This window comes from Glutamicibacter sp. (genome assembly GCF_050701915.1).
Taxonomy (GTDB): domain Bacteria; phylum Actinomycetota; class Actinomycetes; order Actinomycetales; family Micrococcaceae; genus Glutamicibacter.
The window spans coordinates 17,968-33,055 of sequence record NZ_JBOGEG010000024.1 but is presented as its reverse complement, the minus strand read 5'-3'; the positions used below and the strand labels follow the sequence as shown (position 1 = coordinate 33,055).

14 protein-coding genes are annotated in these 15,088 nt (G+C 63.6%); 9 read left to right on the top strand and 5 right to left on the bottom strand.

The window, feature by feature from the left end; translation table 11 throughout:
• The first annotated feature begins 70 nt into the window (after positions 1 to 70).
• From ACRDT3_RS13520 to ACRDT3_RS13510, 3 genes are read left to right on the top strand one after another with little or no spacing between them, the layout of a single operon-like run.
• Positions 71 to 943: a shikimate dehydrogenase gene (locus ACRDT3_RS13520; RefSeq protein ID WP_431493472.1), complete on the top strand. Its 873-nt coding sequence runs from the start codon at positions 71 to 73 to the stop codon at positions 941 to 943.
• A complete protein-coding gene (locus ACRDT3_RS13515; RefSeq protein ID WP_431493471.1) occupies positions 943 to 2,793 on the top strand; it encodes a bifunctional sugar phosphate isomerase/epimerase/4-hydroxyphenylpyruvate dioxygenase family protein in 1,851 nt (616 codons plus the stop codon). The genes ACRDT3_RS13520 and ACRDT3_RS13515 overlap by 1 nt, the downstream gene beginning before the upstream one ends.
• 20 nt (positions 2,794 to 2,813) lie before the next feature.
• Positions 2,814 to 3,584, top strand: a complete 771-nt coding sequence (locus ACRDT3_RS13510) for an IclR family transcriptional regulator domain-containing protein (protein ID WP_431493470.1) — start codon at positions 2,814 to 2,816, stop codon at positions 3,582 to 3,584.
• Between the two features lie 13 nt (positions 3,585 to 3,597).
• On the opposite strand, the gene ACRDT3_RS13505 is transcribed toward ACRDT3_RS13510, so the two are convergent.
• From ACRDT3_RS13505 to ACRDT3_RS13485, 5 genes are all read right to left on the bottom strand, one after another.
• Positions 3,598 to 4,839, bottom strand: coding sequence for a PLP-dependent aminotransferase family protein (locus ACRDT3_RS13505; protein ID WP_431493469.1), 1,242 nt, complete (start codon positions 4,837 to 4,839; stop codon positions 3,598 to 3,600).
• A 152-nt stretch (positions 4,840 to 4,991) separates the two neighbouring features.
• On the bottom strand, positions 4,992 to 5,849 hold the full coding sequence (locus ACRDT3_RS13500; RefSeq protein WP_431493468.1) for a hypothetical protein: 858 nt from the start codon (positions 5,847 to 5,849) through the stop codon (positions 4,992 to 4,994).
• Entirely contained in the window at positions 5,846 to 6,235 is a 390-nt protein-coding gene (locus tag ACRDT3_RS13495) for a helix-turn-helix domain-containing protein (protein WP_431493467.1), read from the bottom strand. The genes ACRDT3_RS13500 and ACRDT3_RS13495 overlap by 4 nt, the downstream gene beginning before the upstream one ends.
• 45 nt (positions 6,236 to 6,280) lie before the next feature.
• The gene (locus ACRDT3_RS13490; RefSeq protein WP_431493466.1) at positions 6,281 to 7,231 is read right to left on the bottom strand and encodes a formylglycine-generating enzyme family protein; all 951 of its coding nucleotides are present in this window, start codon (positions 7,229 to 7,231) and stop codon (positions 6,281 to 6,283) included.
• Positions 7,228 to 7,857 (bottom strand): TetR/AcrR family transcriptional regulator, encoded by a 630-nt coding sequence (locus ACRDT3_RS13485; protein WP_431493465.1) that lies wholly within the window; start codon positions 7,855 to 7,857, stop codon positions 7,228 to 7,230. The genes ACRDT3_RS13490 and ACRDT3_RS13485 overlap by 4 nt, the downstream gene beginning before the upstream one ends.
• A 179-nt stretch (positions 7,858 to 8,036) precedes the next feature.
• On the opposite strand from ACRDT3_RS13485, the gene ACRDT3_RS13480 reads away from it, so the two are divergent.
• From ACRDT3_RS13480 to ACRDT3_RS13455, 6 genes are read left to right on the top strand one after another with little or no spacing between them, the layout of a single operon-like run.
• Positions 8,037 to 9,740 carry an amidohydrolase gene (locus ACRDT3_RS13480; RefSeq protein WP_431493464.1) on the top strand — a complete coding sequence of 568 codons (1,704 nt, stop codon included), beginning with the start codon at positions 8,037 to 8,039 and terminating at the stop codon, positions 9,738 to 9,740.
• 21 nt (positions 9,741 to 9,761) lie between these two features.
• Entirely contained in the window at positions 9,762 to 10,739 is a 978-nt protein-coding gene (locus tag ACRDT3_RS13475) for an ABC transporter substrate-binding protein (protein WP_431493463.1), read from the top strand.
• Complete coding sequence (locus ACRDT3_RS13470) at positions 10,711 to 11,541, top strand: ABC transporter permease (protein ID WP_431493462.1); 831 nt, start codon at positions 10,711 to 10,713, stop codon at positions 11,539 to 11,541. Before ACRDT3_RS13475 ends, ACRDT3_RS13470 begins: the two co-directional genes overlap by 29 nt.
• The gene (locus ACRDT3_RS13465) at positions 11,538 to 12,314 is read left to right on the top strand and encodes an ABC transporter permease (RefSeq protein ID WP_431493461.1); all 777 of its coding nucleotides are present in this window, start codon (positions 11,538 to 11,540) and stop codon (positions 12,312 to 12,314) included. The genes ACRDT3_RS13470 and ACRDT3_RS13465 overlap by 4 nt, the downstream gene beginning before the upstream one ends.
• Positions 12,311 to 13,132 carry an ABC transporter ATP-binding protein gene (locus tag ACRDT3_RS13460; protein ID WP_431493460.1) on the top strand — a complete coding sequence of 274 codons (822 nt, stop codon included), beginning with the start codon at positions 12,311 to 12,313 and terminating at the stop codon, positions 13,130 to 13,132. Before ACRDT3_RS13465 ends, ACRDT3_RS13460 begins: the two co-directional genes overlap by 4 nt.
• Positions 13,129 to 14,730 (top strand): sulfatase family protein, encoded by a 1,602-nt coding sequence (locus ACRDT3_RS13455; RefSeq protein ID WP_431493459.1) that lies wholly within the window; start codon positions 13,129 to 13,131, stop codon positions 14,728 to 14,730. The genes ACRDT3_RS13460 and ACRDT3_RS13455 overlap by 4 nt, the downstream gene beginning before the upstream one ends.
• The last annotated feature ends 358 nt before the right edge of the window (positions 14,731 to 15,088 follow it).

Here is a 15,088-nt window from a genome sequence, read left to right as displayed (position 1 = left end):
TTGGTTTAGAGTAGAGGCAAATCACATCTCAGGCAAGACCTGATGCCAACTATGAAGGGCAGCGACGAAAATGAGCACACGCACCGAGTCGTTCCTGGTGGGCCTGATCGGCGACGGCGTGATGCCATCGCTCACGCCTCCCATGCACGAGCATGAAGCCGACGCGCAGTCCCTGCGCTACCTGTACCGGCCGATCGACCTCACCGCGCTGCAGCGCCCCGGGCAGGACGTCGGAGCGCTGCTGGCCGCCGGAGCCGAGCTGGGCTACAACGCCTTCAACATCACCCACCCATGCAAGCAGCTGGTGCTTGAGCACCTGGACGGCATCTCGGATACCGCACGGGCCATCGGCGCGGTGAACACCGTGGTCATCGAGGACGGCAAGTTCTACGGGCACAACACCGATGCCTCGGGCTTCGCCCGCGGGCTGGCTGCGGGGCTGCCCGGAGCCAATCTGGGCAAGGTGCTGCAGCTGGGGGCCGGCGGCGCCGGAGCCGCCGTGGCCTACGCCCTGCTGGACTCGGGCACTACGCAGCTGCACATCGTGGATCTGGACGCGGACCGGGTCAACCACCGCGTGGCCGAGCTGCGCGGCCACTTCCCGCAGGCGGACATCTTCGCCGCGGCCCCCGATGAGGTTCCGGGCCTGCTGCCCGGCAAGGACGGCCTGCTCAATGCCACCCCGATCGGCATGCACCACCACCCGGGCCTGCCGCTGGACATCGCGGGGCTTGAGCCGCGCCACTGGGTAGCCGACTGCATCTACCGCCCGGTGGACACCGAACTGATCACCGCCGCGCGCAGCCTGGGTTGCCAGGTCCTGGACGGCGGGCACATGGCCGTGGGCCAAGCCGTGGATGCCTTCGAAATCATCACCGGAATCAAGCCGGATGCGGCGCGGATGCGCGCGCACCTGCTGGCCATGCTGGAGGAAGGACGCTGATGCGCACATCAATCGCAACCGTATGCCTGTCGGGAACCCTGGAAGAGAAGATGCTGGCCTGCGCCAAGGCCGGGTTTGACGGCATCGAGATCTTCGAGCAGGACCTGCTGGTCAGCCCGATGTCCCCGGAGGAGGTCAAGGCCATGGCCCTCCGGCTGGGGCTGAGCCTGGATCTGTTCCAGCCCTTCCGCGACTTCGAGGGCGTCACCGAGGAGCAGCTGCAGGCCAACCTGCATCGCGCCGAAGCCAAGTTCCAGCTGATGAACCGGCTGGGCATGGACCTGGTGCTGCTGTGCTCCAACGTCGCCACCGCCACCATCGACGACGATGAGCTGTTCGTCCAGCAATTGCGCCAGCTCTCCGACCTTGCCGCCAAGTACGGCGTGCGCATCGCCTACGAGGCTTTGGCCTGGGGCAAGTACGTGAACACCTACCAGCGCTCCTGGCAGATCGTGCAGCGCGTGGACCGGCAGAACGTCGGGCTGTGCCTGGACAGCTTCCACATCCTCTCGCGCGGCGATGACCCGGCGCAGATCGCGCAGATCCCCGGCGAGAAGATCTTCTTCGTGCAGCTGGCCGATGCCCCGGTGCTGTCCATGGACATCCTGTCCTGGTCGCGGCACTACCGGCTCTTCCCGGGACAGGGCGGCTTCGCCCTGGACGAGTTCATGCTCCAGCTGGTCCGCTCGGGCTATGCCGGCATCGTCTCCCTGGAGATCTTCAACGACGTCTTCCGCCAGTCCAATGTCGAGCGGACCGCCATTGACGGGCTGCGCTCGCTGAAATGGCTGCAGTCCAAGACCGCCGCGCTGCTGGCCGCCGGCGACCAGCCCTCGGCCCTCGAGCTGGCTGCGCTGCCCGGAGCCCAGGAAGCCACAGCCTTCGACTTCGCCGAAATCCGCACCGAGGACCCGGAGCGCGTGGCCGGGATGCTGGCCCAGCTGGGCTTCTCCTTCAAGGGCCAGCACCGGCGCAAGCCGGTGCAGCTGTGGTGCTCGGGCGCGGCCCGGATCATCATCAACTCCCAGCGCAGCCGCGGTGTCGAGGCCGCGGTCTCCGGGTTCGGCGTGCAGGTTCCGGACCCCATCGCCGGCGGCGCGCGCGGCGCGGCGCTGCTGGCCACCAAGGTCCCGCGCCAGCAGACGCACAACGAGCAGGAGCTGCCCGGCTTCCTGGCCCCCGACGACACCGAGGTCTTCTTCAGCTCCCAAAGCAATACGCGCAACTGGGAAACTGAATTCTCCGATGCCGGGCCGGCCGCGCCGCAGGCCGGGCATCCTGCTGTTGCCGGCATCGACCACATCAACCTGGCCCAGCCCTGGCAGTCCTTCGACGAATCGGTGCTGTTCTACAGCAGCGTGCTGAATCTGGCGATGCTGCCGGGCACCGAGGTGCCCAGCCCCATGGGGCTGGTGCGTTCCCAGGTGCTGCGCACCGCCGACTCCAGCGTCCGCCTGGCCTTGAACATCGTGCCGCAAGGGCTGGAAAATGCCATCGAGCGGCACCACGAGTACCCGGAGCATGTGGCCCTGCGCACCGGGGACATCGTGGAACTGGCGCGTGCGGCACGCTCCCGGGGGATGGAATTCCTGCCGGTGCCGGCCAACTACTACGAGGACCTGGCCGCCCGCTTCGACCTGGACGGGCAGCTGCTGGCGACGCTGCAGGAGCTGAACCTGCTCTATGACCGGGATGAGCAGGGCGAGTTCCTGCATTTCTACACCAAGACGCTCGGGAACATGTTCTTCGAGGTGGTTGAGCGCCGCGCTGGCTACGATGGATACGGGGCGCCCAATGCCCCGGTCCGGCTGGCTGCGCAATTCGAGAGCAATCGCTGGAGCAGGAACTAGGAACGCGGGGAGACCGTAGCGTGGCACAGCGGCCGGATTATTTTGTTAAATCCACGGAGAAGACCTTGGCCGTGCTGCTGGCGTTCAGCGCCGGAGCCACCGAGCTGACGGTCTCCCAGGTCGCTGCGGCCACGGAGCAGACCCGCGCCTCGGCGCGCCGGTTCCTGCTCACCTTGGCGGATCTGGGATATCTGGAAGCCCATGGCAGCACCTTCCGGCAGACCCCGCGGGTGCTGGATATCGGCGCTTCCTACCTCTCCGGGCTCACGCTGCCCCAGGCCGCCACCGCCCATCTGCAAGCCCTGGCGCGCGAACTGGAGGAGACCTCCTCCTTGTGCGTGCTCGAAGGACAGGACATCCTCTATGTGGAACGCGTCGCCGCACCGCGCCTGCACTTGATGAACGTGTCAATCGGCAATCGCCTTCCGGCCTGGGCGACCTCGATGGGGCGCGTGCTGATTGCGCACCTGTCAGAGGCCGAGCGGGAATCCTTCCTGGAACGCGTGCAGCTCCAGAAGTACACCGAGCATACGGTGGCGGACCTCGATGCGCTGAAAAGGGAACTGGAAACGGTGCGCGAGCAGGGCTGGTCCCTGGTCAACCAGGAACTCGACGAGGGGCTGCGCGGCCTGGCCGTGCCCGTCTACCGCAGGGACCAGCTGCTCGGGGCGCTGAACATCTCAGTGCAGGCCGGGCGCAATAATCCCGAGGCGATCAACCAGAGACTGCTGCCCAAGCTGCGCGAAGCCGCCGCGGCCATTGCCGATGACTTCGGCGGCCGGCTGGCCTGAGCCCCGCCGGGTCCTAGCGGCCCGCTGCCTCGATCGCGGAGGCCAGCAGGCCCGCCAGGCGCTGGACGCCCTCGTCGATGGTCTTCTCATCAACAGAGCAGAAGGCCAGGCGCAGCTTGTTGTCGGCCTGGCCGCTCGGGCTGAATGCCGCGCCCGGAATGAAGATGACGCCAGCCTTCACGCCCTGCTGAAGCAGCGCGTAGGTGTCGATGCCTTCGGGCAGGGTCAACCAGATGAAGAAGCCGCCTTCGGGATGGGTATGGGTGATACCTGCTGGCAGGTACTTGCCCAATGCCTCGAGCATCGCATCGCGGCGGGAACGGTACAGGTCGTTGTACTTGGTGATCTGCCCCTTCCAGTCATGCTCGTTGAGATAGGCGCTGATGATCATCTGGTTCAAGGTCGGAGGGCACAGGGCTACCGCCTCGCCGGCCAGGTAGAAGCGGCGGAAAAGGTGGGTCGGGACCGCAGCCCAGCCGATGCGCAGGCCAGGTGCGAAGATCTTGGAGAAAGAACCCATGTAGATGACGTTTTCCGGATCCAGGCTGCGCAGCGAAGGCGCCGGGGTGCCTTCGTAGCGCAGCATGCCATACGGGTTGTCTTCCAGGATCAGGATCCCGGCTTCACGGCAGATGTCCACGATTTCCTGGCGGCGTTCGGCAGCCAGGGTGATGCCTGAGGGGTTGTTGAAGTTCGGGATGGTGTAGAGGAACTTGATCCGCTCGCCGGCTGCGCGCAGTTCGGAAATGCGCTCGCGCAAGGCGGCAGGAATCAGGCCGTTCTCGTCAGTGCCCACGGGGCGAGCAGTCACCTGGTAGGCCTCGAAGGTGTTCAGCGCACCGACATAGGTCGGGTCTTCGCAGAGCACCGTGTCCCCGGGATTGCAGAAAACCTTGCATGCCATGTCCTGGGCTGATTGGGAGCCATTGGTTACCACGACATCTTCAACCTTGGCGTTCGTGATGCCTTCAGCGGCCATGACATCGATAATCTGCGCACGCAGTTCAGGGGTGCCAAGTCCGGAGCCGTACTGCAACGATTCGGGACCCTGCTCAACGATGATGCGCTGGGCAATTTCACCGACCTTTTCCAGCGGGAGCAGTTGCAGGAAGGGGTTGCCTCCGGCCAGTGACACCAACGAAGGGTCCAGCGAGAGCTCGAAAACGTCGCGCACCGCAGATTGCTTGATTCCCGCCGCGCGCTCGGAAAGCAGGGCTTCGTGCAAAGTTGTCAGCGATTGTGATGCGGTGGTCATGGTTCTCCTCGGCCTAGGCTCCCTGTGCAAGGGAGCGGGGGTCCTGCGCTGGGTGCGGCACAAGAATTGTTTTCAAATAGAATACTTTGGTATTCCAGCAGGAAATTCAAGGCTTGGCAAGACCTGCGCTTTCAACAGCGTGGTTCTTTGCCTCAGCGCGAGGCGTTGCGTTCCTCGATGCTCAGCTGGCCTAGCGCCGCATTGACGCGGCTGTGAAGTTTCTCGGCAAGATTTCGCGGCTTGCTGCCGGCCAGCCAGCACTGCCCGGTCAAGAGGGCCAGCAAATCGACGCAGTCCGCCGAAGCCCGGAAATATCCGGACCGGGACTCGGCGATGGCAGCATTGATGATCAGCAAGGATGCATCCAGCGCACTGTCGGCAGCTTGCGTGCTGCGTTGCCCGCTGGATGCTTGGCGCTCCCGCATCACCAGGTCGCGCACCTCGGTGAGCTTCCCGGGAATGGAAACCACTGCGCGGTACGCCCGGTTCTGTACGCCCATGAGCTGCAACGGACGCAGGGCAGCCACAAGCAAGCCGATAATGACGAATGTCGACAGGCTGGCAATGCCGAGCTTTGCCAGCAGAATTCCCGCAGTGATGGCTATCCCCGTGATCCCGAGGATGATGAAGAAGATGGCCAGGCCGCCAAATCGTGGCTTCTTCGGCTCCGGGCGAAGGGCCCGGGTGCTGATAATCCGGTCGAGCTTCGCGCGGATTTCGGCCACGTTGGGAACGCCCAAGCTGCCCTGGGAGATCCGCTGGGCGTTTCGCCATAACTGGATGCGCCGGCGGCTGCGCAGGACCTGGAAGATCTGCCAACCAGCCAGCAAGGGAAGGGCGAGGGCGAAAAAGAGCAGGGCCGCGGTACCCAGGCTGATGTCGCCGGCTTGGTACATGCCGTAAGCACCCAGCCATGCGAACAAGGAATAGCCCGGGACACGGATCAGCAGGCGATCCCACCAAACGACCTCCTGCGGGGCGCTGGCGGATTCGCTGGCTGGTTGGCTCATTTCTCGGTCTCGTTGCGGGAATCCAGCCAATGCTGAATGGCGCTCGGGCGAATACGGCGATGGGTGCCGCGGTATTCCACTGGAATGATCCCGGCATCGGCCAGCTTGCGCAGGTAGCTGTTGGAGATTCCTGCCATCTGGGCTGCCTGGGAAGTATTGAGCAGCAACTCGGGAGTGCCGATGCTGACCGACTCGCCATCGGCAAAGCGGGAAAGCACCTCGATCAGGGCCTGGTGCGCTTCCTTGGGCAGCTGCAAGGCAGTGCCGTTGACGAATACGGTCGTGTCATCTGACTCGTCCAATGCGCGGCGCAGTCGCGCGGTGGTCTTCTCGTCCAACGCTTCGAAAGTGCGGACCCTGCCTAGTGCTGAAGTCGGTGATGCCATGGTTTCATTTTGCCTGAGACCTGCCGATCTTGGCGAGATGCGCGTCTAATACCTCGAGCCAACGGTCCTGAAACCGGTGTTGCTGCTGGCCGAATCGGCAGTATTGCTGCTTCGCGCCGAAACTCTGTACCGGTTGCAGTAGGAGGTGTGGCATAAGTGCGAACCTCCGCGCATGACCCGGCCTTTGCCGATGGTCGGCCCCTGTGGGTCACTGACCGGGCTATTAAGGTAGTACTTGGGCAGGAACCAGTCCTGGCACCATTCCCAGACATTGCCTGCCATATCGAACAGGCCCAAAGGGTTTGGCGGATAGGTACCCACCGGGGAGGTGCCCAGGTACCCGTCTTCCAAGGTATTTGAGCCGGGGAAGCTGCCCTGCCAGATATTGCACTGGTGCACAGCCCCTGGAACCAGCTCATTTCCCCAGGCATAGCGTTGCCCGGGGACCAGGCCACGCGCAGCATACTCCCACTGTGCTTCTGTTGGCAGGGAACGCCTGCTCCATTTGCAATAGGCCTGTGCATCGTTCCAGGAAACCTGCACTACCGGGTGATCGGGGATATCCTGCCAGTTCGACTGGGTGCCGGCGGGATTGCGCCAGCAGGCACCCCGCACGCCGAGCCACCATGGCGCTCCCTCGGCCGGGCCTAGCACGTCTTGGCTGGGTGCTGCAAGATAGGCATGGAAAACCGCTGAGTAGCCCAGCTGCTCGGATTCGCTGCGGTAGCCCGTGGCATCCGCGAAACGGGCGAATTCCGCGTTGGTGACAAGCGTGGCATCCATAGTGAATGCATTGAGCTTGACCCGATGCACGGGCAGTTCGCCATCGGCTTCGTAGCCTTCGTTGAAATGGTCGCCCATCATGAACTCGCCGCCTGGAAGGTTGATGAGGCCTGCGGATCGGGGTTCTGTATTTGTTTCGAGTTCCACGGCAGTAGTGACGGGGCGGATTCCGGGCTGCGGTCCAGTCCGCTGCGGAGCGCAGCAGGTGCTCATGTTTCCTGCCTTGGGGCGGCGGGGATCAGCATGTGCTTGATGCTCGTGCAGAGCTGGTCGATGAGCCGGGCGGAACGTTCCAGATCCGGATCGGAGAGATGCTGGAGGTTGATCCCGTCGATGCTGGCAATCAGCATCCGCGCTACGGTGTCCAGATCCGTCTTGACCTTGAGCTGGGATCGCTCGGCCGCGTCCCGGAAGACGGCACTTGTAGAAGAGACCCAAGCATCGTACATGGAGCGGTTGATCCTGTTCGATTTCTCGATCTCCTCCGGATCGGCCAGCCGGGTGGCACGCAGCAGTAGTTCGAAGGTGGTCACCTGCTCGTGCGGGGCATTGAGCATGCGCCGCCAAACACGGCGGATGTGCAGGTCCACGGCTTCGGCCAGGCCAACATTCTCCGGGATTGGATCGAGCTCTCGCGCGTAGTCGCGGCTCAAGTGGTTGTATACCTCGTCCAGCAACTCGTCCTTGCTGCGGAAGCAGTAGTGCAAGGCCGCCAAGGGGGCGCCTGCTTCGGTGGCGATGCGCCTGGTAGTGGCAGCCGCGATTCCTTCAGAAGCGATCACGCGTGCGGCCGCTTCGATGAACTGCCTGCTGCGGTCTTCTACTGATATGCGCGCCATGATTCCCGTCCCAAAAACTACTCTCCATTTGGACTCTAGCCGATCGGCCGAAGCCCTTCGCGGAAGTCAAATAAATTAATTTGCCGGCAAAGCTGGTCAAATGACTAAGTCATACGACATACTACTTGAAGTTGTTGCGCAAGTCACATGCTGGCGCCGTCTTCAGGGGAGAGGGAATCATGTCCGATCAGGTTGCCCAGCTGGTAGTCCATTCGGGAGTAGTTCCGGATATCGGGCTGTCGGCACAATGCGATGCCGCCGACCGTGCCGGGCGTCCCACGGCCGTGGCCGTGCGCGGTGGGCGGATTATCGCCGTGGGCGACGACCAGCTGCTCAAGCTGGCTGGCCCGGAAACTACCGTGATTGATGCGCAGGGAGGAGCCATCCTTCCAGGACTGAACGACGGCCACCTGCATTTCTCGGCCAGCGCGATGATCCGCCATGCACACCTCTCGGTGGCCGGTGCCTCGAACTGGGATGAGGTGGCTAACCTCCTGGAGGAGGCCGAACCCGATGCCAGCGGATGGATCAGGGCCGCGCACTGGGACGAAGCCAGCCTGGGCTCCGGCGGCGCGAAAGCCGTGCTCGCGGCCAACAAGCGCTGGCCTGTCGTCGCTTTCGACAAGACCGGGCACCAGGTGATGGTCAATGCCGTGGCTCTGGAGACCCTAGGACTGCAGCGCATCTCAGCAAGGGTTCCCGGCGGAGTCATCGGGCGGCTGCCCGACGGATCGCCCAGTGGGCTGTTTGGCGATGCCGCCATGCAACTGGTCAACAACGGGCTGCCAGAATTCGCAGAGGAGCAATTGCGCGCGGCCTTCGCCAAGCACCAGCAGGAGTTGCACGCCTGCGGGATCACCTCGCTGACCGAGCCGGGACTCGGGCCGGGCGGCAAGACCTTGATGGCCGCCAGCTGCAGCACCCTGTCCCTGCAGATCCTGGTGAGCATGGCCCGCGATGGGCAACTGACCTTGCGCATCAATGCCTTGCTGCTGTTCTCCGGTACCGGTGGCGAATCATTGCAGGCGGTGCGCCAGGGGCTGGCTGGCGAAATGACGGCTGCCGCCGAGGGCATCGACCCGCTGCGCCTGCGCATCGCCGGGGTCAAGGTCTTCGCCGACGGTATCCCGCGCTCGGGCACATCCTGGTTCCACGACGAATACCAGCTGCCTTGCGGGCACGGGCACGGCGCCCTGGTCCTGCACGGCGACGATGATGAGCAGAAAGTGGCCGAATTCCGACAGATCATTGCCGAAATCGATGCGGCTGGCCTGCAAGCAGGCGTGCACGTGACCGGCGATGCTGCCACAGAAGCGCTTATCGAGGCGGTCGAACATCTCGGCGACGCAGGGCAGGGCCGGGATCACCGGCACTACATCATCCACGGGGCCTTCCGTGAACCGGCGCTGCTCCAACGGGTTCAGCGCGCGGGCATGGGGTACAGCACCAATCCCAAGATCCGCGCAGATGCGGGTGCATTGCAACTGGCCTTGCTCGGCCCGGAGCGCTTCGCCCAGCAACAGCCGCTGGCCACCGCGGCCGGGCTGGGTGTTGCGGCCTCGCTGGCTTCGGATGCCCCGGTTACCGATCCGGATTGGCGCAACAGCGTCATCGCGGCCGTCACCCGGGATACGAGTGCAGGTGCTGGCACCGGAGATGGCGAGCGGATCAGCTTGGCCCAGGCGCTGGCCATGATGACCCAGACTCCCGCATGGCAGGACCATGCAGAGAAACACAAGGGGCGCATCGCGGTCGGCCAGCTCGCCGACCTGTGCATCCTGCGCGACCCCTTGTCCGAGGACGTGCGCCAACTGCAGCAGAATCCCACGACCCACACCATCGTCAACGGCGACGTAGTGCATCGGCTCGACTCGCCCAACTGAGAAGTATCAGGAGAAAACGACATGAAAAAACGAACTCTTGCAGGAGCGGCCCTGCTCGCCATGACCGCCTCCCTGGCTGCCTGCTCCGCCGAAGGCGGCAACAGCAGCGAGAAGCTCACCGTCGGCATCATCGGCATCAGCTCCGATGCCGCCATCCAGACAGCCATCGACGAGGGATACTTCGCAGAAGAAGGCCTGGAAGTTGAAACCACGGTCGTCGCCAATCCGCCTGCCGGAATCGCTGCGGCACAATCCGGGCAGCTGGACGTGGCCTACACCCCGTCCATTCCGCTGCTCAATGCCTTGTCGCAGGACGTCAAGCTGACGGTCATCGCCGCGGCGGACGGCTACGCCGAAGGCGCCGTCGACTCGATGGAACCCGATTCGGTGGATGACACCGGGCTGTACATCCAGCCGGACAGCGGCATCTCTCGCGCACGGGATCTGGCCGGCAAGAAGATCGCCGTGCCAGCACGCAAGGCGCAAATCGAGGTTACCGTGGCCGACATGGTCGAAAAGGACGGCGGAGACCCCGCGAGCATCAATTGGATGGTGCTGGATCCGGCCAGTTCCCTGCAATCCTTGCAGCAAGGCCGCGTTGAAGCCGCCGGGCTGGTAGCTCCCTTCACCAACAATGCAAAGTCCGAGGGCATGGAGCTGCTGGGCAGCCCCGGAGTCGAGTTCTTCGAAGATGGCGCGGTAGGCCTCTGGGTAGCCGGAGCCGAACAGGTCAGCGGCGATGCCGAAAGCATGGCCGCATTCCAGCGGGCAATCTACAAAGCGAATGCCTACGCCAACGAAAACCTGGAAGAAATGAAGGCCAAGGCCGCCGAAATCACCGGCATCGATCTGGAAACTATCAAGAGCGGGGCCGATTCCTACTGGCCAGCCGAGGTGGACATCGCCGACCTGCAGCGCGTCGACGCGAAGCTGGCCAAGCTCGGCTACCTGGAACAGGAGGTGGGTCTCGATGAATCGCTTATCTTCGAATCCCAGTAGCACGCGCACCACGGTCTGGCAGCTGGACTACGACTCCGGGCCAACCAAGCTCGGGCTGGGGCTGCTCGGGGCGTTGCTTTTGCTGGGCCTTTGGCAATTGGCGGCAATACGCGGGATCTTCGGCAGTGGCCTGCCCAGCGTCGATGCCACCGCCGTCGCGCTGGCCCGCTTGCTCGGTGATCCCGAATTCTGGGCAGACACGGCCACGACTATCTGGCTTGCCGCATTGGGCATGGTGATCGCGCTTGCCGCCGGGATCCTGCTCGGGCTGTTGCTGGGCACCATCGACTGGTTGCGCCATGCCTCCCGCGCAGTGACTGAATTCCTTAAGCCCATCCCGCCGATTGTCGTGCTGCCGCTGTGCGTGATGATCTGGGGTCCGACCAGCACCATGGCACTGGTGCTAGTGATGATCGGTACCGTCTTGGCCACCACCATCCAGGTTGTCGCCGGAGTTAACGACACCGACCCGGTGGCCATGAATACCGCGCGCTCCTACGGAATGGGCCACTCCGAGCGGCTGCTGCGGATCACCCTGCCTTCGGCCGCTCCTTACATCGGCACTTCGGTGCGCATCGGAGCTCCGGCAGCCCTGATTATCGTCGTGGTCGCCGGGCTGCTGGGTGGCGCCCCGGGACTGGGCAGTGCCATCTACCAGTCCCAGGCCGCAGGGGACTTCCCACGGACCTATGCACTGGTCCTGGTTCTCGGAGTGCTCGGGCTGTTGGCCCAGAACCTGTCCGGCGCGATCGAACGGCGGGTGCTGCATTGGCACCCGGCGTTCCGGAAGGACGCGAAATGAAACGCCACCTGTTCAATCTCAGCTTGGCCATCGCGACGCCGCTGCTGCTGATCCTGGCCTGGTTCAAGCTCTCCAGCCAGTCGGCCAGTCCGTTCTTCCCGCCGCTTGGCGAGATCCTGGCCCACTTCGCTGATTTGTGGCTCTTCGAGCATTTCGCCAGCGACATCATCCCGAGCCTGCGCAACCTGGTGTTCGGTTTCCTGTTGGCCGCAGTGCTGGGCGTGGTGCTCGGCTTCGTGCTGGCCACCGTACCGCTGCTGCGCGCCCTGTTCGAGCCCTCGCTGCACCTGTTGCGCGGAATCCCGCCGGTAGCGCTGGTGCCCATCCTGATTACGCTGGTCGGATTCACCGAGCAGATGCGCATTTCCTCGATTGTGATCGCCGCGGTCTTCCCGACGCTGATCGCCACGATGGACGGGATCAAGGCAGTGGATTCATCGCTGAAGGATGTATGCACCGTCTACCAGCTGGACCGCAAGGACCGATTGTTCTCGGTCTACCTGCCCTCGGCCGGACCGCAGATCGCCGCCGGCATGCAGGTGAGTTTACTGGTGGCCTTCATCGTCATGATCGCCTCGGAAATGATGGGCACCGCCCAGGGCATCGGGGCGATGACACTGCTGGCGCAGCAGACCTTCATGGCCGCCGACATGTGGGCCGGGATCCTGCTGCTCGGGCTGGTCGGCTTCCTGGGCAACATCCTGTTCGACCTCATCAAGAACCGGGCATTGGCCTGGTACATCGGTTCCAAGAAAATGGAGAAGGTATCGTGAATTCCACCATTCCCACCCCAACGCACGCCGAATCCTCTGAAGCGGCCGTTGCCCGGCTTGAAGTCCAAGGCCTGGCCAAGACTTACGGGTCCGGCCCGAAAGCCGTTGAAGTCATCGAGGACCTGACCTTCTCAGTCAACGCCGGGGAAGTCGTCTGCATCGTCGGTCCCTCCGGAGTCGGCAAGACCACCCTGCTCAAATGCCTGGCCGGCCTGCAGCCTTCCAGCGGCGGGACGATGAGGATCGATGGACGCAAGGTTTCCGGCCCGCCACCTGAAATGGCCCTGGTGTTCCAGGACTATTCCCGCTCCCTGATGCCTTGGCTGACCGTGGAGAAAAACTTGCAGCTGCCCCTGCGCCACCTGCATCTGCCGGCCGGGGAAATGCGCTCCCGAACCAAGGAAGCACTGGAGGAGGTGGGCTTGTCCCACGCGGCCAAGCGCTATCCCTGGCAACTGTCAGGCGGCATGCAGCAGCGCGTAGCCATCGCCCGTGCTCTTGCCTATCGTCCGGAAATCTTGATCATGGACGAGCCTTTCGCCTCGGTGGATGCGCAGACCCGCTTCGAGCTCGAGGACCTATGCCTGAAAATCCGCGACGAGCTGGGCATGACCATCCTGCTGGTCACCCACGACATCGACGAAGCGGTGTACCTCTCCGACCGAATTGTCGCCATCGGAAACAAGCCGGCCCGCGTCCTGGAAATCCTGCCCGTAGAGCTGCCGCAGCCCCGCGACCAGATCAGCACCCGTGCCATGCCGGCCTTTTCAGGCTTGCGAACCGAGGTGCTCTCGCTGATCCGTAAGTCCGCAGCATGAGCCCGAAGCAGGCCACGCGTCCGAACATCCTGGTGTTCATCGCCGACCAGCTGCGGGCAGACCACCTAGGCGCCTACGGCAACAGCGAAGTGTGCACCCCGAACCTGGATCGCCTGGCCAAGCGCTCCACGGTGTACGACAACGCGCACGTGGCGAACCCGACCTGCATGCCCAATCGGGCCAGCTTGCTTACCGGACGCTGGCCCAGTGCCCATGGCACGCAGTACAACGGGATCCCGGTGGACCCCGAAGCGTCCACTTTCGTGCGCCAGCTGGCCCGCTGCGGCTACCGTACCTCGGCCGTGGGCAAGCTGCACCACCAGAGCATGGGCTGGGATTTCGAACCGGAGCAACTTGACCAGATCATAGCCAGCGCACCCAAGCTGATGGACACGGCCATTGCGGACGCCTTTACGCGCCGGCGCGAAGCAGGCTGGGACAAATGGGAGAACCGTGCGCGCCATGCCGCCGGCTTCTTGCCTCTGCCCGATGACTACTACGGCTACCAGGACGTCGACCTGGTCATCGGTCACGGCGACGCGCCGGGCGGGCACTGGGAGCACTGGGCCCGCGAACGAGGAGTCGATCCTGGCCAGCTGGGCGGCCCGGCGGCTGGCAGCCAGGTCCTGGAAAGCTGGGAGCAAGTGTACGCGTCTTCGATCCCGGCCGAGGTGCATCCCACCCGCTACATCGGGGACAAGGCTGCCGGCAGGATCCGCCAGGCCGCGGGACAGGAAGATCCCTTCTTCATGTTCGTTTCCTTCCCGGACCCGCACCATCCATTTGCCCCGCCGCTTGAATACGCGCACCGCTACGATCCCGAGAGCCTTGAGCTGCCGGTGGGCTTCGCCCAGGACCACTCGCGCTCGCCGGAGCACATCCGAAAGATGCTCGAGCGCCGGGGCGAGCCCAACGCTGACCCGACTATGTCCTTTGCCGTGACCGAGGAACAATACCGCCTGGCCGCCGCGGCCCAATACGGCCTGATCGAATTCATGGACGAGCAGATCGGGCGAGTGCTGGATACCTTGGAAGAAACCGGCCAAGCTGAGAACACTATCGTGGTCTTCACCTCGGATCATGGCGACCTTTTCGGTGATCATGGATTGATGCTCAAGCATTTCGTCCACTACCGCGCCGTGACTCGAGTGCCCTTGCTGATCCACATGCCTCGACAGGCCACCGAACGGCGCAGCGAGCAGCTGGTATCCAGTGCCGATTTGGCACCGACCTTCATGGACCTGGCGCAGGTCCCAGGTTTCAGGGGCATCCAGGGCCAGAGCTTGGTGGAGGAAGGTCAGTTGGGGCTGGGGAAAGAACATCGAGCCCTGCTGATTGAGGAAGACCAGCCATTTTCGCTGGATGGACTTAGCGCTCCTGTGCGCATCCGTTCGGTAATTACCTCAGAGGGAAGGCTAACGAAGTATTTCGGCACCGGCGATTACGAGCTTTATGACCATCGCTGCGATTATGACGAACTAGAAAATCTCGCCGGGTTACCGCAGGGCCGGCAGTTGCTCCAGACCCTGGAAGCAGCACTCGGCGAGCAGCTGGTGAATCTAGCTTCTGACCAAGTCAGGCCTGAATTCGCGGCGTAACTTCAAGTGCGCTGAGGTTGGCGGGGTCTGTCGGCGTTCGCCTCAGGCCCCGACGTTCATGGTGCACGCCCGGGATAAGCGGTCTTGTCATGCGGTGAGCGGTTCCCGTATGGTGGAAATTGTAGGTCTAAAGAAAGTACTGACCAGCCATCTTCCGGCACACCATGACGGATCCTTCAGCCTCACCCGGCGGAGCCCAACTGGGAATTGTGTACATGGAAGCCTGATGCCCTGCTTAATTGCCTGTGGGTCACGCTCCATTGCGGTCGGATGAATGGTCATGCGCGTTCCTACGCTCTGCCACCAATTTCGTGGGTACTGCGTTTTCGTCAATCAGAACTTTCTTGAAAGAAGAGCT

Excerpts from the sequence above, each read along its gene's own strand:
- ACRDT3_RS13520 (WP_431493472.1), top strand. The coding sequence starts at position 71 with ATGAGCACACGCACCGAGTCGTTCCTGGTGGGCCTGATCGGCGACGGC.
- ACRDT3_RS13515 (WP_431493471.1), top strand. The coding sequence starts at position 943 with ATGCGCACATCAATCGCAACCGTATGCCTGTCGGGAACCCTGGAAGAG.
- ACRDT3_RS13505 (WP_431493469.1), bottom strand. The coding sequence starts at position 4,839 with ATGACCACCGCATCACAATCGCTGACAACTTTGCACGAAGCCCTGCTT.
- ACRDT3_RS13500 (WP_431493468.1), bottom strand. The coding sequence starts at position 5,849 with ATGAGCCAACCAGCCAGCGAATCCGCCAGCGCCCCGCAGGAGGTCGTT.
- ACRDT3_RS13495 (WP_431493467.1), bottom strand. The coding sequence starts at position 6,235 with ATGGCATCACCGACTTCAGCACTAGGCAGGGTCCGCACTTTCGAAGCG.
- ACRDT3_RS13490 (WP_431493466.1), bottom strand. The coding sequence starts at position 7,231 with ATGAGCACCTGCTGCGCTCCGCAGCGGACTGGACCGCAGCCCGGAATC.
- ACRDT3_RS13485 (WP_431493465.1), bottom strand. The coding sequence starts at position 7,857 with ATGGCGCGCATATCAGTAGAAGACCGCAGCAGGCAGTTCATCGAAGCG.
- ACRDT3_RS13480 (WP_431493464.1), top strand. The coding sequence starts at position 8,037 with ATGTCCGATCAGGTTGCCCAGCTGGTAGTCCATTCGGGAGTAGTTCCG.
- ACRDT3_RS13475 (WP_431493463.1), top strand. The coding sequence starts at position 9,762 with ATGAAAAAACGAACTCTTGCAGGAGCGGCCCTGCTCGCCATGACCGCC.
- ACRDT3_RS13470 (WP_431493462.1), top strand. The coding sequence starts at position 10,711 with ATGAATCGCTTATCTTCGAATCCCAGTAGCACGCGCACCACGGTCTGG.
- ACRDT3_RS13465 (WP_431493461.1), top strand. The coding sequence starts at position 11,538 with ATGAAACGCCACCTGTTCAATCTCAGCTTGGCCATCGCGACGCCGCTG.
- ACRDT3_RS13455 (WP_431493459.1), top strand. The coding sequence starts at position 13,129 with ATGAGCCCGAAGCAGGCCACGCGTCCGAACATCCTGGTGTTCATCGCC.